Source organism: Helicobacter cetorum MIT 99-5656 (assembly GCF_000259275.1).
Lineage (GTDB): Bacteria > Campylobacterota > Campylobacteria > Campylobacterales > Helicobacteraceae > Helicobacter > Helicobacter cetorum.
Genome location: NC_017735.1, coordinates 314326 through 336652 on the forward strand (window position 1 = coordinate 314326; position 22327 = coordinate 336652).

Consider the following 22327-nt stretch of genomic DNA (forward strand, 5'->3'; position numbering starts at 1 on the left):
TATTTTTCATATTTTTAAGAAATTTTGCTAACCCAAATAGAAAACACGATTAAGGGCGTAACATATTTGAGTAAAAAATACCATACCCTAAAGAGACTAGGGCTTAGAAAATGTGAGCTAGAGAGACGCACCTTTTCTTTATCTAAAACCCATCCCATAAAAATAAAGGTTGCCATGCCCCCTAAAGGCATGATAATAGTGCTTGATGCAAAATCTAACCAATCAAAAAGACTCTTTCCAAAAAAACTGAGCGTGTCTTTATAATCATTATGAAGTGAAAAAATAAGCACCACACCCACGATAAAAATCAATGCCACAAGACCCCAAGTAACCTTAAAGCGAGAGTATTGATACTTTTCCGTAAAATACATCACGCTGGGTTCTAATAAAGCCACCGTAGAAGTAATCCCAGCAAAAGCGAGTGCGAGCAAGAAAAGCACTGAGATAACCATGCCTATAGTTCCCATGTTAGAAAAAACAACCGGTAAAGAAGTAAAGATTAAACCTGTGCCTTGTGAGACATTAGCCCCATGCTCAAACACAAAGGTAAAAATCATAAGTCCTGCCACAAGAGAAATCAAAATTCCTGATAAAACCACCCAAAGAGTGCTTTTTAATAAATTTTGAGTTTTATCTGTAGCGCGGCTGCATAGGTAATATTTATCCCTAATCCTATGCTTAAAGAAAAGAAAACCTGCCCCAAAGAAGAAGTGAATACCTGAGAAGTCAAATCTTGTGGCTTAAAATCAAACATAAAATGAAAAGCCTTAGAAAAAGAATCTAAAGTCATCGCATAAAAGAGCAGACCAAAAAAAGTGGCAAAGAGTAAGGGCATTAAAAATAAATTAAGTTTTTCAATGCCTTCTTTAATCCCCCTAGAAACAATGAATCCGGTTAAAAACAAAACGCTAAAAAGCCCTATAGTTTGTAACCCTATGGATTGTAAGGTATGGCTAAAAATCTGTTCAGATTCTTGAACGCTAGTGGGTAAATTGAAGCTAATATCTACTAGGTAATAAAAAACCCATCCCAAAATCGTGCTGTAAAAGGTTAAAATTAAAGGTCCAGAGATGAGCATAAAGCCTGCATATCTCCAGCGTTTTTTAGAACTAATATCAAGCTCGTTAAAAGCCTGTGCAACATTTTTTTGAGTGCTTTGCCCTAACAACATTTCGGCAATAAACATGACCGCACCGATACTTAAAGACAAGAATAAAAACAATAATACAAAAGCACCCCCACCACTCACACCTGTCATATAAGGAAAACGCCAAATGTGTCCCAAACCTATCGCACTCCCTAAAGCTGCTAAAACAAACCCTATTTTTGAAAAATGATTATGCATATTCTTAAGTAGCTAACTCCCTAAATCAAATATACTTTTATTTTAAGTTTAAAAACAAGAATTGTATTTATTTTAGTTTATGATTTAGCCTTTAAAATCTTGCAACGATTAAAAATCCATATGACATCAACTAAAGCATAAACAAAAATTTTAATAAAGACAGCTCATATTATACTATGTTAAGGTGTTATGTTGTATAATTTCAGCTTAAAATTTGACTATCTTAAGAGGATTTATGCGTTTTAGAGTGTATTATGAGGACACTGATGCTGAGGGCGTGGTATATCATGCAAATTATTTGAAGTATTGTGAACGGGCAAGAAGCGAGATTTTTTTTAAAGAAACGATGTTGCCAGAGAACCAAGATGGGGTCTTTATCATTCGTTCTTTGAAAGCAGATTTCTTTACCCCAGCCAGTTTGGGACAAGTTTTAGAGGTAAAAACTCAAATCAGAGAGCTTAAAAAAGTCTCTTTGGTGGCATTTCAAGAGATTTATTGCGTTCAAAACACTTCTTTAGAGCCTATAGAACCTTGTAAAATCTTTACCTTAGAGATTAAATTTGGCTTTGTGCATCGTATTAAACATAGTCCTATCGCTATTCCTGTAGTGTTTAAAGAGTTATTAGGTGCTATCTAAAAAACCCACTATTATCTATCCATGCACATGGGATTATAGAGTGATTGCAACCACTAATGATGAGAGCTTGTTAAGAAAGCTTATAGAAACTTATAAACGCCCTTTCAAATTAGAGCTAAAAAACACTTCTAAAACAGGTAAATTCTATAGCTTTAATGTGTCTATTGAAGTTTCAAGCGAACTAGAGCGTAACGAAATTTTTCAAAAAATTTCTCATGAAAGGTATGTTATTCAAGTGCTTTAGTCTTCTAAGACATACTTTTTAAATTTTTCGCCCCTTTCTTTATAGGATGAAAACTGGTCTAAGCTTGCACTACTAGGTGAGAGCAAGCCAACTTCGCCCATTTTTAAAACGCTTTTAATCTCTTCTACTGCTTTTTCTAGCTCAAAACAAGTTTTGCAAATAATATTAAAATCTAAGGCTAAGGATTGCATGTTGATTGTGCTTGAGCCTATGGCATAAAGGCTTACTTCATAATTTTGAAGTTCTTTAAAAAGGGGTATTAAATCAACGCCTTTAGTATCGCCTCCTACAATCAAATGAATTTTTTGGTTTTTAAAAGTTTTTAGAGCTTGCAAAGTTGCATCAATATTAGTAGCCTTGCTATCATCTACCCACAAACGCCCTTCTTTATCTCTAAATTCTTCCATTTTATGCAAGCCGATTTTAAAAGTGCTTAATCTTTTAAGGGCGTTGTCTTTATAATCTTGCCATTTTAGATTTTTCATTTTTAAAAATTGCTCATAGGCTAAAAGGGCTAAAGAAGCGTCTAATAAAAATGCCCCCTTAAAAGGCAAAGCATTAAAAGGAATTTCTAAATTTTCTAAAATATCTTTGCTCGTATTAAAAAAGATTTTTTGAACTTGGGATTTTTGAACGATTGTTTGCTCTTTAAATTTTGAAGGCAGTATGGCGAGTGAAGTTTTAGGCATAAAAGTTAGAGGCTTGAGTTTAGCGTTCAAGTAATTTTCAAAATTTTGATGCCAAGTTAAATGGTCTGATTCTACATTGATAAGCAAATAAATTAAGGGGTAAGCCTTGTTAGTGTAGTGCAAAGAAAAAGAGCTTGTTTCTAAAACCCATAAAGGCACTTGTTGTTTAAAAAGCTCCATTAAAGGCACTCCGATATTTCCCCCACTCATTGCCTTAAAATCTTCTAAAAGCATGGTAAGCATTTCAGTGGTGGTGGTCTTACCATTCGTGCCACTGATACTTATAGTAGTAGGGGTGAAATGATGATTAAATAAGCTATAGACAAAATCATATTCACTCACTAAATGCTTAGCTTTTTTAACTAAAGCATGCATAAAGCTAATTCCCGGGCTTACTATTTCTAGCTCTGAAGCATTAGGATTAAATTCACTGCTAGGATAACAAAGAAAATTTTCATTATCCTTGCAAGATGCAGTGAATTTGTCATCAAAAAATTGCACTTCATGATGTTGTTCTTTAAAAAATCTTGCCAAGGCTAAAGTGGTTTTTGCATGCCCAAAAAGTGAAATTTTCATTTTCAACGCACCTTCAAGCTTAAAAGAGCGATTAAATTACTTAACATAGAAATTATCCAAAAACGCACAATCACTTTATTTTCTGCCCAACCCTTTTGCTCAAAATGATGATGAATGGGTGCCATTAAAAAAAGGCGTTTTTTACGGGTTTTATAACTTCCTACTTGTAAAATCACTGACAAAGTTTCTACAACAAAAATAGACCCCATTAAAACAAGCAAGATTTCATTATGCGAAACAATGGCATTATAAGCGATAAACCCCCCTAAGGCTAAGCTCCCACTATCTCCCATAAACACGCTTGCAGGATTGCAGTTATACCATAAAAAGCCAAAGAGTGAGCCTATGAGAGCCAAAGAGACCACAAACAATTCCCCTGCATCAACCACTTTTGGATAAAGCAAGTATTTGGAAAATTCCGCATTTCCAGCCACATACACAAAGACTGAAAGACTGAGTAAGGTAAAAATGCTAGGCACAGTGGCTAGACCATCTAATCCATCGGTTAAATTCACGGCATTACTTGTGGATAAAAAGATTAATACCCAAAAGCTAATCGCTAAGATTATAGGCATTTCAAACAAAGGGTTTTTCAAAAAAGGCAAATACAAGAAAGTATCTAGTCCCTTAAAACTCAATAGGATAGATACAATAACCGAAATCACAAAAAGCATGCCAAATTTTGTTTTCGCACTTATTCCGGCATTACTTTTTTGACTAATTTTGGTGTAGTCATCTCTAAAACCTACAAAACTAAAGCCCACTAACACAATGATTCCTAGCAACACATAAAGATTACCTAAAGACGCACACAATAAACTTGCAATAATAGTGGAAAAGACAAAAACAATGCCCCCCATAGTAGGGGTGTCCTTTTTATTCTTATGGTTTAAAATATAGCTAGAAATAGGCTGATTAGCCTTTTTCTTTTTTGCCCATAAAATGAATTTGGGCATTAAAAAAAGTGTTAAAAAAAATCCGATAAAAAACCCTAGCCCCGCTCTAAAGGTTAGGTATTGAAAAAGATTAATATTAAAATAGCTATATAAATAATAGAGCATAAAACCCCTTGTAATGAAATGGTTAATGGCTATAAGGCATGCAAACAAACTATAGACTATGGCATTTGAAACTCCTATTGTAACACAAATTAATTTACTTAAAAATTGCGCAAGTGGAGTATAATCAAAATCGTATTTATCTTATCCTTTGGAGTATCTGTTTATGAAAAATTCGTTTCTTTCTAAAAATATTAAGGTTTGTTTTAAGGCATTAGTCGCCTTGGGGCTTTCAAGCGTGCTATTTGGGTGTGCAATGAAATCAGTTAGCAACACCCAAACACCATTATCTCAAGAGAGCCACAAGCAGGTTCAAACCCATGAACAATTACAAACAAGTTCAGAGCATGTTACACCACTCAACTTTAATTATCCAGTGCATATCGCCCAAGCTCCATCAAACAACCACTTTGTAGGCATTTTAGTGCCACACATTCAAGTGAGTGATAATTTAAAACCCTATATCAATCAATTTCAAGACGCTTTAGTGAATCAAATTCAGAGTATTTTTGAAAAAAGGGGTTATCAAGTGTTGCGTTTTCAAGATAAAAACGCCTTAAGTTTGCAAGATAAAAAGAAGATTTTTTCCGTTTTGGATTTGAAAGGGTGGGTCGGAATTTTAGAAGATTTAAAAATGAATTTAAAAGACCCTAATAAGCCTAATTTAGACACACTAGTAGACCAAAGCTCAGGCTCTGTGTGGTTTAACTTTTATGAGCCAGAAAGCAACCGAGTCATCCATGATTTTGGAGTAGAAGTAGGGACTTTTCAGGCAATTACACACACCATTACCTATAAGGATAATAACTCAGGCGGTTTCAATTCGGTAGATAGTGTGGAGCAAACAAGCTTAGAGAAAAATAAAAAAGACGCTATCCATAAAATCCTAAATAGAATGTATGCTGTGGTTATGAAGCGAGTGATTGCAGAACTTACAGAAGACAATATTTCTAAATACAGAAACGCTATTGACAAAATGAAAGGCTTTAAAAAACCTATACCAAAGAGATAGCCCTTAATTAAAGGGGTGCGAAATGCGTTTTAAAATCTTTTTAAGGCTGATTTAAGTATAATATCAAATTCATTTCAAAGATAAAGGATATACAATGGCAAGAAGATGTGCTTTAACCTTTAAAGGACCCATGGTAGGCAATCATGTAAGTCATGCAAATAATAAAAATAAGCGTCGTTTACTCCCTAACTTGCGTTCTATTAAAATTCAATTAGATGATGGCACCACCAGACGCATTAAAGTAGCGGCTTCCACTTTAAGAACCATGCGTAAAGGGGCTTAGTCAATCTAGGCTTTAGATTTGTTGCTTAATGATAAGGGCATGTTTAATGCTCTTGTTATTTTTTTAAAAGTTGCCCATGTCCATACGAAGCTTCTTTAATTAAGAATAAGACAATTAGCTTGCATGAGCTAGACTTCATTATATTTAGGGTTTAGCCAAGATGAAAGATATTTTTCAAGAATTTATTTTGGTCTAGGAATTTGTTTTGTTTAAGAAATTAAAGTTTTTAAAAGTCAGGAAACGCAAGAAAAATCAGCCAGAAATCAATTTAAATTCAGAAATTTATAAACAATTTAAAGTTTTTAGGCTTCCGCTAGTTCTCATTCAAATACTCGTGCTTATAGGCACTTTGGGATACTACGCCTTAGAGGACTACACGCTCATGCAAGCGTTTTTTCAAACCACTTACACCATGACTGCTACAGGCTTTGGAGCGTTAGATGAAAATAAGTTTGGAACCATAAGCATTTTCTTCACTTCTATTTTGATGTTTTGTGGGGCGGGGATTATTGCTTTTAGTGTGGCTATTTTAATTAGCGTTGTGAATAAGGGCACGCTTACAAGATTGATTAAGGAGAAAGGTATGGTTTATAAAATCGCACGCCTTAAAGACCACTATGTGATTTGCTACCACAATGAATACACGATTGAGTTAAGCAAGCAGTTCCGCTCGGCTCAAATTCCTTTTGTAGTAGTGGATAATGACCCTAATTTTGAAGAAGAAGCTATCAAACACAAATACCCCTACTATATCATAGGCGACCCGCACACCAACATAACCATGCTCAAAACCCATTTAAGCAGCGCTAGGGGGGTAGTAGCCCTGTCTAAAACTTTACTTGTGAATGTGGCATTAATGGTGAGTGTGCGTTTATTTGAAAAAGAATTGAAACGCAAGCCTTACTACATTATTGCGAGTGCCCATAGTGATGAAGGCTTAGAAAAATTAAAAAAATTAGGGGCTGATATGGTGGTTTCACCCACAAAACTTATGGCACAAAGAGTGAGTGCGATGGCGGTGCGTCCAGATATGGAGAATATTTTAGAGCGTTTTATCAACAAAAAAGACACACTCTTAGATTTAGAAGAAGTGATTGTCCCAAAATACAGCTGGCTAGTGCTAAGGAAATTGAGAGAAGCCCATTTTAGGGATATTGCAAAAGCATTTGTGATTGGCATTATCCAAAAGGATGGCAAATACATCCCTATGCCAGATGGAGACACCATCATCGCAAGCGAATCAAAATTACTGATGATTGGCACTTCAGAAGGGGTCAAAGCCTGCAAGCAACTCATTGCTAGTAGACAAAAGCCCAAAGAAGTGGATTATGTCTCATTGTGACTTTTACATAAACCCTTTTTGATGCAAGCAAGAACTTTTATCCTAAGGCTTGTGTGATAATATAAAAATCACTAGAGAATATAAGACAAACAAAAAACTCTCACTCAAACAAGGTGCAATGAGAGACAAAAAACAACCAAAAGTGTGTTGGGAAATTCCCAATACAACAAAAACTAAGATTTCTTAGGATTAGCTTCGGTTACCCTAATGATTCTACCCATAAAGTCAGTATTATCTAACTTGGCAATGGCTTCATTCGCATTCTCTTTTTGCATTTCCACAAAACCAAAACCCTTAGGTCTTTTGGTTTCTCTATCAGAAATGAGCTTGACGCTAAAAACCTCGCCAAACTGACTAAAAAGTTCCTTAACTTCCTCATTGGTCGCACTATAAACTAAATTCCCCACATAAATATTTTTCAAAATGAAATTCTCCGCTAGACTAAAAATAACAACTACTCACAAGAACATGATAAAGTTATAAAAAAGTAACACTCTTAAAAACCCAACACATCTAGAACTAGAAGTATGTCAAATTCTATCTACCGCTTGCTTAAAAAATCATAAAATTTTACCTGGGAATTTTAAATATTTTTAATCATTTTATTTTTTTCAAAAGCTACCACTAACCAATTGGAATAACACGCTATTGAAAACCCCCACCACCAGAAATAAAAGTTCAAGCTTAAAATTGCACAAAGACCCTTCATGGACATGACTTAACTCATCTTGAGATTACAATCTATACTAAATTTTAAAAAAAGCTAAAATAACTTTTGAATGACAAAGACTTCCGAGACTAACAGCTCCGATTTATTGAAGAGACAAACAGGGCTATAATTTAATGCCCCTCATCTACTAAAACAGCCCCTGCCAAATACACATAAGTGAGAATCATAAAAACGAAAGCTTGTAAAATACCCATGAAAAAAAGAACCATAAAAGGTGCTACAGGAACTGCCCAAGGCACAAGCAAGAGCATGATAAGTAAAAACATGTCATCGCCCTTGATATTTCCAAACAAACGGAAGGATAAGGACACAATCCTAGAGAGATGCGAGATAATCTCAATAGGAAACATAAAAGGAGCGAGCCACTTCACGGGTCCTGCAAAATGAGCGAAATACCTAAAAAATCCATGCACCCTAATGCCTTCAAAATGATAATAAAAAAACACAATAAGTGCCAAAACCAGCGTGAAGCTCCAACTAGCTGTAGGCGATTCAAAACCAGGAATGATGCCTATCATATTAGAAAAGAAGACATACAAAGCAATCGTGCCAGCTAGGGGAAAATATTTGCGAGCCAATTCTTCGCCTATAATATCCTTAGCTACACCCAAAATGGCACTAATAATCGTTTCATATACATTCTGTAAGCCCATAGGCACCATTTGCATCTTGCGTGATGCACCAAGAGAGATAAAAAGCGTTAAAACCGCTGTCAAAACAACATAAAATCCGGTAATAAAATCATGATTAGAGCTAAAGAAGTTAGCAAAAGTAAATAATCTATGTTCCATGAAAAAGTTTCTTAAGCCTTATTGAAAATGAAATTTCTTAATTGTAGCAACTAAGTTTTAAAAACTCATTAAACTAGGCTTTTTAACGAGTTTTTTAATGATCTGTCTTGTTTTTTCTCAAAATTCACCCATAATAATTAGGGGCTTCTTTGGTAATATCCACATCATGCACATGGCTTTCTTTCAAACCAGCACTTGTGATTTCCACAAATTCAGCGTTTTGATACAACTCCAAAATATTTTTCGCACCCTGATACCCCATAGAAGAACGCACACCTCCAACCAATTGAAAAATCATATCAGAAACTTTGCCACGATAAGGCACACGCCCTTCAATGCCTTCTGGCACTAATTTTTCGCTCGCAACGCCCTCTTGAAAATACCTATCACTGCTCCCCTTAGTCATAGCCCCAATACTACCCATACCCCTATAGCTTTTATATTGTCGGCCTTGATAAATCATAAAATCGCCTGGAGATTCTTCTGTGCCAGCTAGTAAAGAGCCTATCATCACACTTGAAGCCCCTAAAGCTAGAGCCTTAGCCACATCACCTGAATAGCGAATCCCCCCATCTGCAATGATAGGAACATCAAATTTAGACGCTACCTCAACACAATTATCAATCGCACTCACTTGTGGCATTCCCACTCCCGCCACAATCCTAGTAGTGCAAATGCTTCCTGGTCCTATACCCACTTTCACTGCATCTGCCCCTGCACTGATTAAATCACTTGTTGCATCTTTGGTTACCACATTACCTACAATAACATCTACAACCAAACTTTTTTTAATCTCTTCTAAGGTGTGTAAAATATTCATTGAATGTCCATGTGCACTATCTAAAACAAGCACATCAACCCCAGCTTTAACAAGCATTTCAGCTCTATCTAATTGCCCCGCACCAATAGCAGCCCCTACTCTTAATCTTCCAAAATCATCTTTATTGGCATCAGGGTATTCAATGCGTTTATGAATGTCTTTAATCGTGATTAAGCCTTTTAAAACATCATTTTTATCCACGATAGGCAATTTTTCAATCTTGTGTTGGTGCATTAAAATTCTTGCCTCTTCTAAACTAATGCCTACATGAGCGGTAACTAAAGGCATTTTTGTCATCACATCGCCTACTTTTTTACTCAAATCGTTTTCAAAGCGCACATCTCTATTGGTTAAGATTCCAATTAGCAAACCATTTTCATCTACTACAGGCACACCTGAAATCTTGTAATTATCCGTTATGGCTTTAGCGTCCGCTAGAGTTCTGTGTGCTTGGATAAAAATAGGGTCATTAATCACCCCACTCTCACTTTTTTTAACCTTAGCAATTTCTTTTGTTTGTGTTTCAATATCCATGTTCTTATGCACAATACCAATACCCCCAAGCCTTGCCATAGCAATGGCTGTTTTATGCTCAGTAACCGTATCCATAGCTGCACTAATAAAGGGAATATTCAAACTAATATTTTTAGTTAAGCGAGATTTTAAACTCACATCTTTAGGTAATATACTAGATTTTCTAGGCACCATTAACACATCTTCAAAAGTCAAAGCCTTTTGTAAAATTCTCATTTTTTATCCTTATTCAATCAAATTTTAGATTTAATTCTTGCTCTAGGGCATAGGAAACATCTAAGAGACTTTGCTCATCAAAAGCCTTAGAAATAAATTGCATTCCTATGGGTAAGCCTAAAGAGTCTTTAGCTACAGGTAAAGAAAGAGCGGGTAAGCCACTAAGATTTGCCCCTATAGTATAAATGTCGCTTAAATACATGTCTAATGGGCTTGCATGATGGTTAAATAAGGGAGCAGTCGTTGGGGCAACGGGTGTAAAAATCAAATCCACTTCTTCAAAAATCTTATTGTATTGCTCTTTTATCATCAAACGCACCTGTTGAGCCTTCAAGTAATAGGCATCATAATAGCCACTACTTAATACAAAATTTCCTAGCATGATACGGCGTTTCACTTCATCGCCAAAACCCTCGCTACGACTCTTAAGATAAAGCTCTTTTAAATCTTTCACATTTTCAGCCCTTCTCCCATAACGCACCCCATCAAATCTGGCTAAATTTGAACTCGCTTCAGCTGTGCTAATGATGTAATAAATAGAGATTTGATAATGAGAATCTAGCATGTCTTTTTCTATAATCTCATGCCCCATTTCTTTTAGAGCTTTAATCGTGTTTTCATAAGCAAGTTGCACTTCCTTACTTGCATCTCTAATATGGTCTTTTAACACAGCGATTTTAAAACGCTTCTCTCTACTGAGATTTTTAAAGGTTTGAGTGGGTTCTAAAGAAGCACTCGTAGAATCCTTATGGTCATGCCCACTAATAGCGTCAAATAAAATAGAAGCATCTTCTACGGTTTGTGTGATAGGCCCGATTTGGTCAAAACTAGAGCAATACGCCACAAGTCCATAACGGCTCACTCTTCCATAAGTAGGTTTTAATCCCACACACCCACAATAGCTTGCTGGCTGTCTAATAGATCCCCCCGTATCGCTCCCTAAGGCTGCAATAGCTAAGCCACCTGCAACTGCAGCAGCACTCCCCCCACTACTACCGCCTGGCACTCTATTTTTATCTCGTGGGTTTTTGGTAATCCCATAGCAACTAGATTCAGTGGTGCTTCCCATAGCAAATTCGTCCATATTAGAAAGCCCAAATCCTGCCATATTATTTTGGTGCAATCTCTCAATTACACTAGCGTTATAAGGGGCGATATAACCTTGTAAAATCCTGCTTGAGCAAGTTATCTCCCACCCCTTAACATTAATATTGTCTTTAATAAGAATAGGCACACCACTAGCACTAGCACCATTAATGCTAGGAGCTTTAATATAAGCGTTCAAGTCTGAAGCCTTAACCTTGGTATCAATCTCATTTTTAAGCGTTTCTAATTCTTGTTGTGATAAAGAAAGGGCTTGTTTTAAAGTAATCATATTGCTTAGCCTTACAAAAAATTTAATGCGTAGTGTAACATGCTTAAAGTCAAAACGAGCTTATAGAAGCGTTTTTAAAAAACATTCCAAGTGGTGTTGTAAATCTTTTAAACTAGAGCTATTATCTATGACATAATCACTCATCAAGCGTTTTTGCTCTATATCCATTTGGCATTCAAGGCGTTGTAATATTTTAACTTCTTTGAGTTTGTCTCGCTCTAAAATGCGTTTAATTTGCAAAGCTCTAGGCGTATAGATTAAGACTACCTTACTGACAGGATAGTGTTCTTTGCCCCCCACTTCAAAAAATAAGGGAATATCCAAAAAATATGGTTTATTAAGCGTATCTAACAAAAGCGCCTCTTTTAACATCATCTCACGAATTAAAGGGTGCAAGAATTTCTCTAACCACTCTAATTTTGTCTTATCGCTAAAAACAATAGCCCCAAGCTTTTTTCTATCAAGAATATCATTTTCTAAAATATCTAATCCAAAATGTTTAGCAATTACTAGGCGCTGCTCTTGCAACAATTGATGAGCGATTTTATCTGCATCTAGGACTTTATAACCTTGCGATTCTAGCAAACTAGCCGTTGTGCTTTTACCTGTGCCAATACCCCCTGTTAGGGCGATAGCGTTTTTTAAAATCATTTTAAGATTTGATAATACCTTTAAAAACTTCTTGTAAATTCTTAGGTAGAGCAAACGAAGCCCTATGAATATCTTCGTTGTAGTATCTTACATTTTCTAAAGTCTCTATTTTCTGCGTGCTTAAATCTTTCAAAGGGTGGATTTCTTTAGAAGCATAAATATAACCCTTATTACTCAATATCCTTAAAGGAGCTACAAAAGGCATAACAATAGGAAAAAACTCGCCCATGTTTTTGAGAGCATTTTGCATGCTAACATGCTCTAATAGGGGGTGTTTAGCTACAGAAATCAACACGCCATCTTTTTGAAGCATTCTTTTAAGGGCATCTATTTGGTGTGTGTTGGGTTCTTCTAAACAAAAAATCAAATCATACTTTTTAATCTCTAAGTCTAGGAGCTGTTTAGCATGCGTAAAATTCTTATCGTTTTTGACTTCATGAAAATGGGGGAAAAAACTAATAAAACTATCTAAAATTTTTTCATCAGCTTGCACAAAATCTATATGTGTTTCGTATTTAAAAAGCTGGTGGGCTAATTCTAAATCAAAGCCCCCTATGATTAAAACTTGGTGGAGTTCTCTCTTGGTGCAACCCCCCATATGAGCGAGTAATTCACTTTCAATGTGTAAGAAATTTTTAAATAACAACTGATGGTTTAACATAGCGATTTCGCCAAAATCCTTAGACTTAAAAATCTCCAAAATGTTTTGTTCGCTTCTTACATCTAATAATTTAGCTTCTATAGTGTATTCTTTACGCAAATACGGCGTGATTTCTTGGGTTATCCACATGAATATTCCTTTAATAATATTAGATTATTTGATTTGTGATGTATTTTTACAAATAATAACATACTACCCAAAATATCTAAACCATTACCATACAGACCCCATTTTCACTTAAGACATTCTAAAAACAATTCCGTATAGCTCTTAAAACGCCCTTTTTTAAAATCTAAATTAATGCTAATAGCTCTGTGTTGACTATCTAGTTTATCCACAGAACGCTTTTTTAACACCATTTGACACTTTTGAATGTTTATCGCACTCACATCTCTATCCCCTAGTATCAAATAAACATTATCGCTCTTTTTTTCTAACTGAAACGCTTCATAAAAGGGTCTTAAGCTAAGATTACTTTTATTCTTGGTGTAAACATACGAAAAGATTTTGCCCTTAAGTTGCATGATTTGAGTTTTAGTGTTATCAAAGGCAAAAGTTTGGATTTGTCGCTCTTTATTGTGTTTGTTTTGTTGATTCAAAAAACGCTTCAAAGCCTTAGATTTCACTTCTATAAAAAACTTACTGCCATTTTTACTAACCATAACATCTCTGTCCTTTAAAGGGTAAAAGCTCTGTTGTGAGTATTCAATCCATTTTATCCCCTTTCTAGGTTGGTATAAAAACGGACTTTTTTCCTTATCTCTAGTGTTTTGTTCATTCAATAAATACAAGGAAGTTTCTTCGTTTAAAAAGTCTTCTTGGTTATAGACTGATTGAGCATTAGTCTCATCTGTAGTTCTATAGCTCTCATCTTTCAAAAGTGATTCGCTGATGACTTTATAATCAGAGTCCACATAACTAGGGCGTCTAGAACCATCATTTTCATGCTGATGAACTCGTTTTTGCATCTTTATAAAACTCTCTTGTGAGCAAGCTAGAAAACACCCTACAACAATCATGACTACGCCCATTTTTTTCACCAAAAACAATGCTAGACCCTTATTTAAGCTTTAATCACTATAATTTTAATCTAATTTTGATTAAAGTGAAACTACAAAACAGATGAAAACAAATCATAAAACTTTAAAAACCATTGCCATTTTAGGGCAACCTAATGTAGGCAAAAGCTCTTTATTTAACCGCCTAGCTAAAGAAAGAATCGCTATCACTTCTGATTTTGCCGGCACCACACGAGATATTAATAGGCGAAAGATTTTCCTAAATGAAAGCGAAGTGGAGTTGCTAGACACAGGCGGAATGGATAAAAATGTTGTTCTATCTAAAGAAATCAAAACCTTTAATTTAAAAGCCGCTCAAATGAGCGATTTGATTTTGTATGTCGTAGATGGTAAATCTATCCCAGATGATGATGATATTAAGCTTTTTAGAGAAATTTTTAAAATCAATCCTAATTGCTTTTTAGTTATCAACAAAATTGATAATGACAGAGAAAAAGAGCGTGCATATGCGTTTGCTTCTTTTGGTGTTTCAAGCCACAGAAGCTTCAATATCTCAGTCTCACACAACAGGGGCATAAACACATTGATTAATGCCATATTGAATGAATTAAATCTCTTGCCAAATTTAAAAGAAGATGATGATTTAGATATTTTAGAAAGCTTAGAAGCCCCTATCATTGAAAACAAAGAATTAGAAAGCGAAAATGAAGAAGAAATCATTCAGGTAGGTATTATCGGACGGGTGAATGTAGGCAAAAGCTCGCTACTAAACGCGCTCACACAAAAAGAAAGAAGCATTGTCTCTAATCTCGCTGGCACAACCATTGACCCTATAGATGAAACCATTCTAGTAGAAAATCAAAAAATTTGCTTTGTAGATACTGCTGGTATTAGACATAGGGGCAAAATTTTAGGCATTGAAAAATACGCCCTAGAACGCACCAAAAAAGCCTTAGAAAAATCTCATATCGTGCTGTTAGTTTTAGATGTGAGTGCTCCTTTTGTAGAATTAGATGAAAAGATTAGCTCTTTAGCTGATAAACACTCCTTAGGTATCATTCTTATTTTAAATAAATGGGATATTCGCTACGCCCCTTATGAAGAGATTATGGCTACTTTGAAGCGAAAATTCCGCTTTTTAGAATACGCCCCCATTATCACAACAAGTTGCTTAAAAACACGCCACATTGATGAAATCAAGCATAAAATTATAGAAGTCTATCAATATTTTTCTAAACGTATTCCTACAAGCTTGCTTAATAGTGTGATTACTCAAGCCACTCAAAAGCACCCCCTACCAAGTGATGGTGGCAAACTCGTTAAAATTTATTATGCCACGCAATTTGACACTAAACCCCCACAATTCTCACTAGTGATGAATCGCCCCAAAGCCTTGCACTTCAGCTACAAACGCTATTTAATTAACACCCTAAGAAAAGAATTTAATTTTCTAGGCACACCCTTAATCATCAATGCCAAGGATAAAAAGAGCGAGAAGACTAATTCTTGATATTAAGACCAGCCCCCCATTAAATAGCGTTACCTTGCTTGATTTATCTTTAGGATTTGATTATAATTGCGACTCATAGTAAGTCAAGCAAAGTGGTAAATCGCTTGTGTTTTGAACATTTATTAAAAAGGGGTTATTCAAAATGAATAAATCAGAGTTTATTGATTTAGTTAAGGAATCAGGTGAGTTTGGCAGTAAAAAAGAAGCAGAAAATGCAATAAACGCCTTTACATTAGCGGTAGAGACAGCCTTAAGCAAGGGTGAGAGCGTAGAATTAATCGGTTTTGGAAAGTTTGAGACCGCAGAACAAAAAGGTAAAGAAGGTAAAGTTCCTGGAACTGGTAAAACTTATAAGACAGAAGATAAGCGGGTGCCTAAATTCAAGCCTGGCAAGATTCTTAAACAAAAGGTTGAAGAGGGCAAGTAAGCCTTTTTTAGCCCGCTTATTTTTTTCTGTAATACTGAATGTCCTTGTAGCTCAGCTGGATAGAGCGTACGATTCCTAATCGTAAGGTCGTGGGTTCGAATCCCGCCAAGGACACCACCTTGAAGAGTTCAGTTCTTTTCTCAATAAATTTTTTACCCTAGATAGACCATTTGATTAGGCGGATTTATATTTCCCCAATCCTATTTTTCCCCCATTCCTTTGAAACACAAATCAAACTTGTCATTTTCTAACTTTTACAACTTAATTAAACATGACAAATCAATCCAAAAATGATATAATATCCCCAATGAACTCACATTAAGGACAACATTCATGCGTTTACATTCTGCCTTTCTCGGTATTAATTCATTGCTTGTGGTAACTCTTTTGATGAGTGGTTGCAGTCTTTTTAAAAAACGCAACTCTGGCAACGCTCAACTTATTCCCCCTTCAGCTAATGGATTGCAAGCCCCCATTTATCCTCCGACTAATTTTACCCCTAGAAAGAGCGTTCAGCCCTTTCCAAGCTCTCGTCTTGAAAACAATAACCAGCCAATCATTAGTTCTAATCCTACTAATGCCATTCCTAACACCCCTATTCTTACGCCTAATAATGTTATTGAGTTGAGTGCTGTGGGTATGGGTGTCGCTCCAGAGTCTACTATTTCGCCTTCACAAGCTCTGGCTCTAGCCAAGCGAGCGGCTATCGTGGATGGCTATCGTCAGTTAGGTGAAAAAATGTATGGCATTAGAGTGAACGCTCAAGACACCGTGAAGGATATGATTTTACAAAATTCTGTGATTAAAACTAAGGTGAACGCCCTTATTCGTAACGCTGAAATCACTGAGACCATCTATAAAGACGGCTTGTGTCAAGTGAGCATGGAGCTTAAATTAGATGGTAGGATTTGGTATCGTATTTTAAGCGGAGCTAGAGGATAGACTTCAATACGCTTCATAAAATATCGCATGCAATATTTAAAAAGTGCTTTTTTATTGTTTTTCCTAGCACTCTTTTTTGTCTCTTGCTCCAAACACCCCTTTTCTAAGCAAACCCCAAAAACAAGAGCACAAATCAAAGCTAATGAAGAACACAAAAAAAGGCAAGAGACCTTAAACGCCCTACGGCAATTCAAACTTATTTATATTAACACGCCTGTTTTTCGCTTCTATGACTACGGCACAATTAAAACCGATAAAAGCCATAATATTGAAATAACGCTTTACAAACTCAGTCAAAAGGTGGGTGATATTTTTATGACCAAACGCACGATTTGTTTCACTCGCAAATGCTCCGCTAAGTGGCTCGTTGCAAGAGATTTGTTTGGCAAGGTGAGTTATGCTGACTTATTTGATGATATTGTTTTAGGAAGAGATATTTTTAAGGGTTTAGGCAAACGCCATTTAACCCCTGAATATGTGATTCAAAGGTTTCAAAAAAGTGGGGATATTATTTTATACGAACGCAAAAAAGGACTGATTTCGTTTCAAAATTTAACCCAGCGTATCGCCATTAGAATTGAGCAATACGAGCCTTCTTTACAAGATTTAGAAGACAATGAAAATGCCGACAAAGAACTTCCATGAAAAAGCTTTTGACTTCTTTTTTTCCACTCTGCTGTATTAAAAAACTTAAAAAACGCCATTTAATCGCCTTAGGCTTACCCTTACTTTCTTATGCAAATGGCTTTAAGGTTCAAGAGCAAAGTTTAAATGGCACCGCTTTAGGTTCTGCGTATGTAGCTGGTGCTAGGGGTGCTGATGCAACCTTTTATAATCCGGCTAATATGGGTTTTATGAACGACTGGGGCGAGAATAAGAGCGAATTTGAAATGACAACCACTGTGATTAACATTCCAGCCTTTTCATTCAAGGTTCCTACGACTAATCAGGGTTTGTATTCGGTTACTAGCCTAGAAATAGATAAAAAGCAACAAAATATCATGGGTATTATAAACACTATCGGATTAGGCAATATTATTAAAGCACTCGGTAGTGCCGCAGGTAAGGACGGCTTATCAGCAGCCATAAACCGCATTCAAGGACTAATGAACTTAACGAATCAAAAAGTGGTAACGCTCTCTTCTGTGCCGGACACTCAAATTGTCAATGGCTGGACAAACACGACTAATTTTGTCCTACCCAAATTCTTTTACAAGACCCGCACGCATAATGGCTTTACTTTTGGGGGGAGTTTCACTGCTCCTAGTGGCTTAGGCATGAAATGGAATGGCAAGGGGGGAGAATTTTTGCGTGATGTCTTCATTATGATGGTAGAGCTTGCCCCTAGCATGAGCTATACGATTAACAATCGTTTTTCTGTAGGCTTAGGTCTAAGGGGACTTTATGCGACTGGGAGCTTTAATAACACCGTTTATGTGCCTTTAGAAGGCGATTCCGTTCTTACGGCCGAGCAAATCCTAAGCCTACCGAATGATGTTTTTGCAAATCAAGTGCCAAAAAACATGATGTCATTACTAGGGGGCATCGGTTACCAACCTGCCCTTAATTGCCAAAAAGCTGGCGGAGATATAAACACTCAAAGCTGTCAAGAGTTTTATAGTGGTTTGAAACAAATCATGAGTTATAGCGGATTAGTGAAAGCGAGTGCGAGTCTTTATGGCACCACCAAAGTCGTGCAACAATCTAATGGAAAAGGCATGTCGGGGGGGTATAGACTAGCTGGAAGTTTGCGGGTGTTTGAAAATGGCATGTTTTCTGTAGTGTATAATTCTTCTGTAACTTTTAATATGAAAGGCGGTTTGGTCGCTATCACACAGCTTGGTCCTTCTCTAGGGAATGTGCTAACTAAAGGGAATTTAAATATTAATGTCTCATTACCACAAACTTTGAGTTTAGCATACGCTCATCAATTTTTCAAAGACCATTTAAGGGTAGAAGGGGTGTTTGAACGCACCTTTTGGAGTCAAGGAAATAAATTTTTAGTAACCCCTGACTTTGCTAATGCTACTTACAGGGGCTTGAGCGGGACGGTCGCTTCTTTAAACGCTGAGACACTTAAAAAAATGGTCGCTCTAGCGAATTTTAAATCCGTGATGAATATGGGGGCTGGCTGGAGAGACACCAATACCTTTAGATTAGGCGTAACTTATATGGGTAGAAGCTTGCGTTTAATGGGGGCTATCAATTACGACCAAGCCCCAAGCCCCCAAGATGCGATAGGTATTCCAGATTCTAATGGCTACACCATAGCTTTTGGAACCAAATACAACTTTAGGGGCTTTGATTTGGGCTTAGGGGGAAGTTTCACTTTTAAGAGCAATCGCTCTAGCTTGTATCAATCCCCTACCATCGGACAATTAAGAATTTTTAGCGCTTCATTAGGTTATCGCTGGTAAGGAAAAACCATGTTGGATAATAAAACCATATTAATCACAGGTGGCACAGGAAGTTTTGGCAAATGCTTTGTGCGTAAAGTTTTAGATACAACCAAAGCTAAGAAAATCATTGTTTATAGCCGAGATGAGCTAAAGCAAAGCGAAATGGCAATGGAATTTAATGACAATAGAATGCGCTTTTTTATCGGCGATGTGAGAGATTTAGAGCGCTTAGAATGTGCTTTAGAAGGCGTGGATATTTGTATCCATGCCGCTGCTTTAAAACATGTGCCTATCGCTGAATACAATCCTTTGGAGTGTATCAAAACTAACATCATAGGGGCAAGCAATGTGATTAATGCATGCTTAAAAAATGAAGTTAGCCAAGTCATTGCCCTAAGCACCGATAAGGCCGCTAACCCTATTAATCTCTACGGGGCGACTAAATTGTGTAGCGATAAGCTCTTTGTGAGTGCGAATAATTTTAAAGGCACTTCAAAAACGCAATTTAGCGTGGTGCGTTATGGTAATGTGGTAGGAAGTCGGGGGAGCGTGGTGCCGTTTTTTAAAAAATTAGTTCAAAATAAAGCGAGTGAAATTCCTATTACTGATATTCGCATGACAAGATTTTGGATAACCTTAGATGAAGGGGTTAATTTTGTGCTAAAAAATTTAGAGCGCATGCATGGGGGTGAAATTTTTGTGCCAAAAATTCCTAGCATGAAAATGACCGATTTAGCCAAAGCCCTAGCCCCAAACATTCCCACTAAAATCATAGGCATTCGCCCAGGCGAAAAACTCCACGAAGTGATGATTCCTAAAGATGAAAGCCATTTAGCCCTAGAGTTTGAAAGCTTTTTTATCATTCAACCAACCATTAGCTTTCAAACGCCCAAAAATTACGCCCTTACCAAACTTAATGAGAAAGCCCAAATAGTCGCCACTGACTTTGAATATAGTAGTAATAACAATAACATATGGCTAGAGCCTAAGGATTTATTAAGATTATTATGAATTTTTTAGATGATTTATTTTACCCCTTAAGATTATTAGAAAACAAACGCATTTTATTGTTAGTAAGTGGCTCTATTGCGGTGTATAAGTCCCTAGAATTAGTGCGATTATTGTTTAAAAGTGGGGCAAATATTCAAGTAGCAATGAGCGAAGATGCCAAAAAGTTTGTAACCCCCTTAAGCTTTGAAGCCCTAAGTCATCACGAAGTCTTGCACGCAAATAATGAAAAATGGTATTACAATCATAACCATGCTTTATATCATAACCATATCGCTTGTGCTACAAACTCTGATTTACTCATCTTTGCTCCCTTAAGCGCTAATAGCTTGGCAAAAATTGCTTATGGAATAGCTGATAATGTAGTGAGCGCAACCTTTTTAGCTTGTAATACCCCCAAGATTCTAGCTCCTAGTATGAATACCAACATGCTTAATGCCCCTAGCACGCAAAGCAACTTAAAACGCTTAAAAGAGTTTGGTTACACCCTTTTAGAAACCCAAAACGCCCTTTTAGCCTGCGATACTAAAGGCAATGGGGCAATGGCTGAAGTTTTAGAAATCCTTTTTAAAGCCACCCAAACACTCTTAAAAGACACTTATTTTGAAAATAGAGAAGTTATAGTCATAGGCGGAGCGAGTGTAGAAAAGATTGATAGCGTTCGCACTATCAGTAACCTTTCTAGTGGCATTCAAGCAAGCGCTCTTGCTTTGGCTTTGTATTTTAAGGGGGCAAAAGTAACTTTTATTTCATCAAGTTTTCCTACCCCCCTACCCAAAGAAATCACAAGCATTCAAGTTAGTAATACCAAATCCTATGAAAACGCTTTGAATAATGTTAGCTTACACCCTTATTGTCAAAAGCCCCTACTTTTTAATCTAGCTGCCATTAGCGATTATGTGCCAAAAACAACCTTTAATCATAAGCTTAAAAAAAGCGAGCTAGGCAAAACCCTAAACATTGAATGCGTTCAAAATACTGATTTACTCGCCTCTATAGATTCTAAAAAATTTGTCAAAATTGGCTTTAAAGCTGAAGATAACAAAGAAAGGGCTATAGAAAACGCTAAAAATCTTTTAAAACCATCTCAAAATCATGGTAAAGATTGCTCAATGGTCGCTTTAAATCTCATTAAAGATAAGCGCCCCTTTGGTTCATTAGAAAATGAGCTAATACTCTTTACCCACCATAAAACTCAAAACATTTCTTCTACAAACAAGCTAGAAGCCAGCTTTAAAATCCTTGACTTTATCAAGGACAATGCCCTTTAAATGTTAGAAGCCCTAAACGCCCTTAATCAGCTTAATGCCCTTAGTGCTAAAAACGCTACGCATAATTTCAACGCCACTTTACCCATTCTTTTAAAAGTGCTAGAAAAACAAGATAAAAATCTTTTTCTTTTACAAGTGGGTAATAGAATCATACCTACTAAGAGCGAGCAAGAATTACAAATCAATCAGCCTTATTTTGCGACCATGCAAAGAAATCAGCTTGGCGATATTGTGCTTAAAAACCTAGTCATAGCCCCCAAAATTTTAAACGAACTAGATGACTTGCCAGCCCTTGAAATTAAGCATTTAAAAGAAATATTGACTAAAGATTCAAGCACCCCTTTGAAAGAATACAAAGAGCTTTTGAGCGAAAAACTAATCCATGCTAAAAGCTCTCAAGAATTTTTGAACCTAGCTAACATGCTTTTAAGCTTGCAATCACAAGTCTTAAGTTTTGTCATTCAAAATGAACATAAAAAAGCCTTTTTACAAATGAAAGCTAAAAAACAGAGCGTTGATTTTTACGCCCTTTACCCCAACTTAGGCGAAATAAATGGCAATATTTATCTCAAAGAAAAAGAAAAGCAACTTTTTTTAAAAGCCACACATCAAAGAACCAAAGAAGTTTTAGAAGAACAAATCCATTCGCTTTTTGGCTTTGCTAGTGTTGAAATTGTGTGCGAAAAAGTGAGTATGCTTTTTAAATTTGAAGAGAGACTATTAGACACGCTGGGTTAGAAATCTCTCTAACGGAGACCATTCCAAATTCTGTGTCAAGTAACATATT

The 22327-nt window shown here is 36.3% G+C and carries 22 protein-coding genes, 1 tRNA gene and 1 pseudogene; 14 read left to right on the forward strand and 10 right to left on the reverse strand.

Features of this window, described 5'->3' with window-relative positions; genetic code table 11:
* Positions 1-14: 14 nt before the first annotated feature.
* Positions 15-1345, reverse strand: a pseudogene (locus tag HCD_RS08880) (sodium-dependent transporter).
* 235 nt (positions 1346-1580) lie between these two features.
* Here HCD_RS08880 and ybgC point away from each other — a divergent pair.
* Both ybgC and HCD_RS01555 read left to right on the forward strand, forming a co-directional pair.
* Positions 1581-1982: an acyl-CoA thioesterase YbgC gene (gene ybgC, locus HCD_RS01550; RefSeq protein WP_014658870.1), complete on the forward strand. Its 402-nt coding sequence runs from the start codon at positions 1581-1583 to the stop codon at positions 1980-1982.
* Positions 1972-2226 (forward strand): HP0495 family protein, encoded by a 255-nt coding sequence (locus tag HCD_RS01555; RefSeq protein WP_014658871.1) that lies wholly within the window; start codon positions 1972-1974, stop codon positions 2224-2226. The genes ybgC and HCD_RS01555 overlap by 11 nt, the downstream gene beginning before the upstream one ends.
* On the opposite strand, the gene murD is transcribed toward HCD_RS01555, so the two are convergent.
* Both murD and mraY read right to left on the reverse strand, forming a co-directional pair.
* The gene (gene murD, locus HCD_RS01560; RefSeq protein WP_014658872.1) at positions 2223-3491 is read right to left on the reverse strand and encodes a UDP-N-acetylmuramoyl-L-alanine--D-glutamate ligase; all 1269 of its coding nucleotides are present in this window, start codon (positions 3489-3491) and stop codon (positions 2223-2225) included. The genes HCD_RS01555 and murD overlap by 4 nt on opposite strands.
* Before the next feature lie 2 nt (positions 3492-3493).
* Positions 3494-4552: a phospho-N-acetylmuramoyl-pentapeptide-transferase gene (gene mraY, locus HCD_RS01565; protein ID WP_014658873.1), complete on the reverse strand. Its 1059-nt coding sequence runs from the start codon at positions 4550-4552 to the stop codon at positions 3494-3496.
* 163 nt (positions 4553-4715) lie between these two features.
* On the opposite strand from mraY, the gene HCD_RS01570 reads away from it, so the two are divergent.
* The 3 genes from HCD_RS01570 to HCD_RS01580 all read left to right on the forward strand — a co-directional run bounded on the left by HCD_RS01570 (position 4716) and on the right by HCD_RS01580 (position 7186).
* Positions 4716-5561 carry an HpaA family protein gene (locus HCD_RS01570; protein ID WP_014658874.1) on the forward strand — a complete coding sequence of 282 codons (846 nt, stop codon included), beginning with the start codon at positions 4716-4718 and terminating at the stop codon, positions 5559-5561.
* A 94-nt stretch (positions 5562-5655) separates the two neighbouring features.
* On the forward strand, positions 5656-5844 hold the full coding sequence (rpmB, locus tag HCD_RS01575) for a 50S ribosomal protein L28 (RefSeq protein WP_014658875.1): 189 nt from the start codon (positions 5656-5658) through the stop codon (positions 5842-5844).
* Positions 5845-6049: 205 nt separating this feature from the next.
* Positions 6050-7186, forward strand: coding sequence for a potassium channel family protein (locus tag HCD_RS01580; RefSeq protein WP_014658876.1), 1137 nt, complete (start codon positions 6050-6052; stop codon positions 7184-7186).
* Between the two features lie 173 nt (positions 7187-7359).
* Here the strand turns inward: HCD_RS01580 and HCD_RS01585 are convergent, their stop codons facing one another.
* From HCD_RS01585 to HCD_RS01615, 7 genes are all read right to left on the reverse strand, one after another.
* Positions 7360-7608, reverse strand: coding sequence for an RNA recognition motif domain-containing protein (locus HCD_RS01585; protein ID WP_014658877.1), 249 nt, complete (start codon positions 7606-7608; stop codon positions 7360-7362).
* 418 nt (positions 7609-8026) lie between these two features.
* Positions 8027-8707, reverse strand: a complete 681-nt coding sequence (locus HCD_RS01590) for a F0F1 ATP synthase subunit A (RefSeq protein WP_014658878.1) — start codon at positions 8705-8707, stop codon at positions 8027-8029.
* A 124-nt stretch (positions 8708-8831) separates the two neighbouring features.
* On the reverse strand, positions 8832-10277 hold the full coding sequence (gene guaB, locus HCD_RS01595) for an IMP dehydrogenase (RefSeq protein ID WP_014658879.1): 1446 nt from the start codon (positions 10275-10277) through the stop codon (positions 8832-8834).
* 13 nt (positions 10278-10290) lie between these two features.
* Complete coding sequence (gene gatA / locus HCD_RS01600; RefSeq protein ID WP_014658880.1) at positions 10291-11652, reverse strand: Asp-tRNA(Asn)/Glu-tRNA(Gln) amidotransferase subunit GatA; 1362 nt, start codon at positions 11650-11652, stop codon at positions 10291-10293.
* A 60-nt stretch (positions 11653-11712) separates the two neighbouring features.
* Positions 11713-12303: a dephospho-CoA kinase gene (gene coaE, locus HCD_RS01605; protein WP_014658881.1), complete on the reverse strand. Its 591-nt coding sequence runs from the start codon at positions 12301-12303 to the stop codon at positions 11713-11715.
* A 1-nt stretch (position 12304) separates the two neighbouring features.
* Positions 12305-13093: a spermidine synthase gene (locus tag HCD_RS01610; protein ID WP_014658882.1), complete on the reverse strand. Its 789-nt coding sequence runs from the start codon at positions 13091-13093 to the stop codon at positions 12305-12307.
* Positions 13094-13197: 104 nt separating this feature from the next.
* On the reverse strand, positions 13198-14013 hold the full coding sequence (locus HCD_RS01615) for a hypothetical protein (RefSeq protein WP_014658883.1): 816 nt from the start codon (positions 14011-14013) through the stop codon (positions 13198-13200).
* A gap of 73 nt (positions 14014-14086) precedes the next feature.
* On the opposite strand from HCD_RS01615, the gene der reads away from it, so the two are divergent.
* The 9 genes from der to HCD_RS01660 all read left to right on the forward strand — a co-directional run bounded on the left by der (position 14087) and on the right by HCD_RS01660 (position 22278).
* Positions 14087-15493, forward strand: coding sequence for a ribosome biogenesis GTPase Der (gene der, locus HCD_RS01620; RefSeq protein WP_014658884.1), 1407 nt, complete (start codon positions 14087-14089; stop codon positions 15491-15493).
* A 142-nt stretch (positions 15494-15635) separates the two neighbouring features.
* Positions 15636-15920, forward strand: coding sequence for an HU family DNA-binding protein (locus HCD_RS01625; RefSeq protein ID WP_014658885.1), 285 nt, complete (start codon positions 15636-15638; stop codon positions 15918-15920).
* Between the two features lie 40 nt (positions 15921-15960).
* Positions 15961-16037: transfer RNA gene (locus HCD_RS01630), tRNA-Arg, on the forward strand.
* Between the two features lie 216 nt (positions 16038-16253).
* Entirely contained in the window at positions 16254-16862 is a 609-nt protein-coding gene (locus tag HCD_RS01635) for an LPP20 family lipoprotein (RefSeq protein ID WP_014658886.1), read from the forward strand.
* Between the two features lie 27 nt (positions 16863-16889).
* Positions 16890-17507, forward strand: a complete 618-nt coding sequence (locus HCD_RS01640) for an HP0838 family lipoprotein (protein ID WP_014658887.1) — start codon at positions 16890-16892, stop codon at positions 17505-17507.
* An 8-nt stretch (positions 17508-17515) separates the two neighbouring features.
* Entirely contained in the window at positions 17516-19279 is a 1764-nt protein-coding gene (locus HCD_RS01645; RefSeq protein ID WP_014658888.1) for an OmpP1/FadL family transporter, read from the forward strand.
* Between the two features lie 9 nt (positions 19280-19288).
* A complete protein-coding gene (gene pseB / locus HCD_RS01650; protein ID WP_014658889.1) occupies positions 19289-20272 on the forward strand; it encodes a UDP-N-acetylglucosamine 4,6-dehydratase (inverting) in 984 nt (327 codons plus the stop codon).
* Positions 20269-21540, forward strand: coding sequence for a bifunctional phosphopantothenoylcysteine decarboxylase/phosphopantothenate--cysteine ligase CoaBC (gene coaBC, locus HCD_RS01655; protein WP_014658890.1), 1272 nt, complete (start codon positions 20269-20271; stop codon positions 21538-21540). Before pseB ends, coaBC begins: the two co-directional genes overlap by 4 nt.
* On the forward strand, positions 21541-22278 hold the full coding sequence (locus HCD_RS01660) for a hypothetical protein (RefSeq protein ID WP_014658891.1): 738 nt from the start codon (positions 21541-21543) through the stop codon (positions 22276-22278).
* Positions 22279-22327 lie beyond the last annotated feature (49 nt).

What these genes read in the sequence shown, in the direction of transcription:
- ybgC (WP_014658870.1), top strand. Translation starts at nt 1,581, where the DNA reads ATGCGTTTTAGAGTGTATTATGAGGACACTGATGCTGAGGGCGTGGTA.
- murD (WP_014658872.1), bottom strand. Translation starts at nt 3,491, where the DNA reads ATGAAAATTTCACTTTTTGGGCATGCAAAAACCACTTTAGCCTTGGCA.
- mraY (WP_014658873.1), bottom strand. Translation starts at nt 4,552, where the DNA reads ATGCTCTATTATTTATATAGCTATTTTAATATTAATCTTTTTCAATAC.
- HCD_RS01570 (WP_014658874.1), top strand. Translation starts at nt 4,716, where the DNA reads ATGAAAAATTCGTTTCTTTCTAAAAATATTAAGGTTTGTTTTAAGGCA.
- rpmB (WP_014658875.1), top strand. Translation starts at nt 5,656, where the DNA reads ATGGCAAGAAGATGTGCTTTAACCTTTAAAGGACCCATGGTAGGCAAT.
- HCD_RS01590 (WP_014658878.1), bottom strand. Translation starts at nt 8,707, where the DNA reads ATGGAACATAGATTATTTACTTTTGCTAACTTCTTTAGCTCTAATCAT.
- guaB (WP_014658879.1), bottom strand. Translation starts at nt 10,277, where the DNA reads ATGAGAATTTTACAAAAGGCTTTGACTTTTGAAGATGTGTTAATGGTG.
- gatA (WP_014658880.1), bottom strand. Translation starts at nt 11,652, where the DNA reads ATGATTACTTTAAAACAAGCCCTTTCTTTATCACAACAAGAATTAGAA.
- coaE (WP_014658881.1), bottom strand. Translation starts at nt 12,303, where the DNA reads ATGATTTTAAAAAACGCTATCGCCCTAACAGGGGGTATTGGCACAGGT.
- HCD_RS01610 (WP_014658882.1), bottom strand. Translation starts at nt 13,093, where the DNA reads ATGTGGATAACCCAAGAAATCACGCCGTATTTGCGTAAAGAATACACT.
- der (WP_014658884.1), top strand. Translation starts at nt 14,087, where the DNA reads ATGAAAACAAATCATAAAACTTTAAAAACCATTGCCATTTTAGGGCAA.
- HCD_RS01625 (WP_014658885.1), top strand. Translation starts at nt 15,636, where the DNA reads ATGAATAAATCAGAGTTTATTGATTTAGTTAAGGAATCAGGTGAGTTT.
- HCD_RS01635 (WP_014658886.1), top strand. Translation starts at nt 16,254, where the DNA reads ATGCGTTTACATTCTGCCTTTCTCGGTATTAATTCATTGCTTGTGGTA.
- HCD_RS01640 (WP_014658887.1), top strand. Translation starts at nt 16,890, where the DNA reads ATGCAATATTTAAAAAGTGCTTTTTTATTGTTTTTCCTAGCACTCTTT.
- pseB (WP_014658889.1), top strand. Translation starts at nt 19,289, where the DNA reads ATGTTGGATAATAAAACCATATTAATCACAGGTGGCACAGGAAGTTTT.
- coaBC (WP_014658890.1), top strand. Translation starts at nt 20,269, where the DNA reads ATGAATTTTTTAGATGATTTATTTTACCCCTTAAGATTATTAGAAAAC.
- HCD_RS01660 (WP_014658891.1), top strand. Translation starts at nt 21,541, where the DNA reads ATGTTAGAAGCCCTAAACGCCCTTAATCAGCTTAATGCCCTTAGTGCT.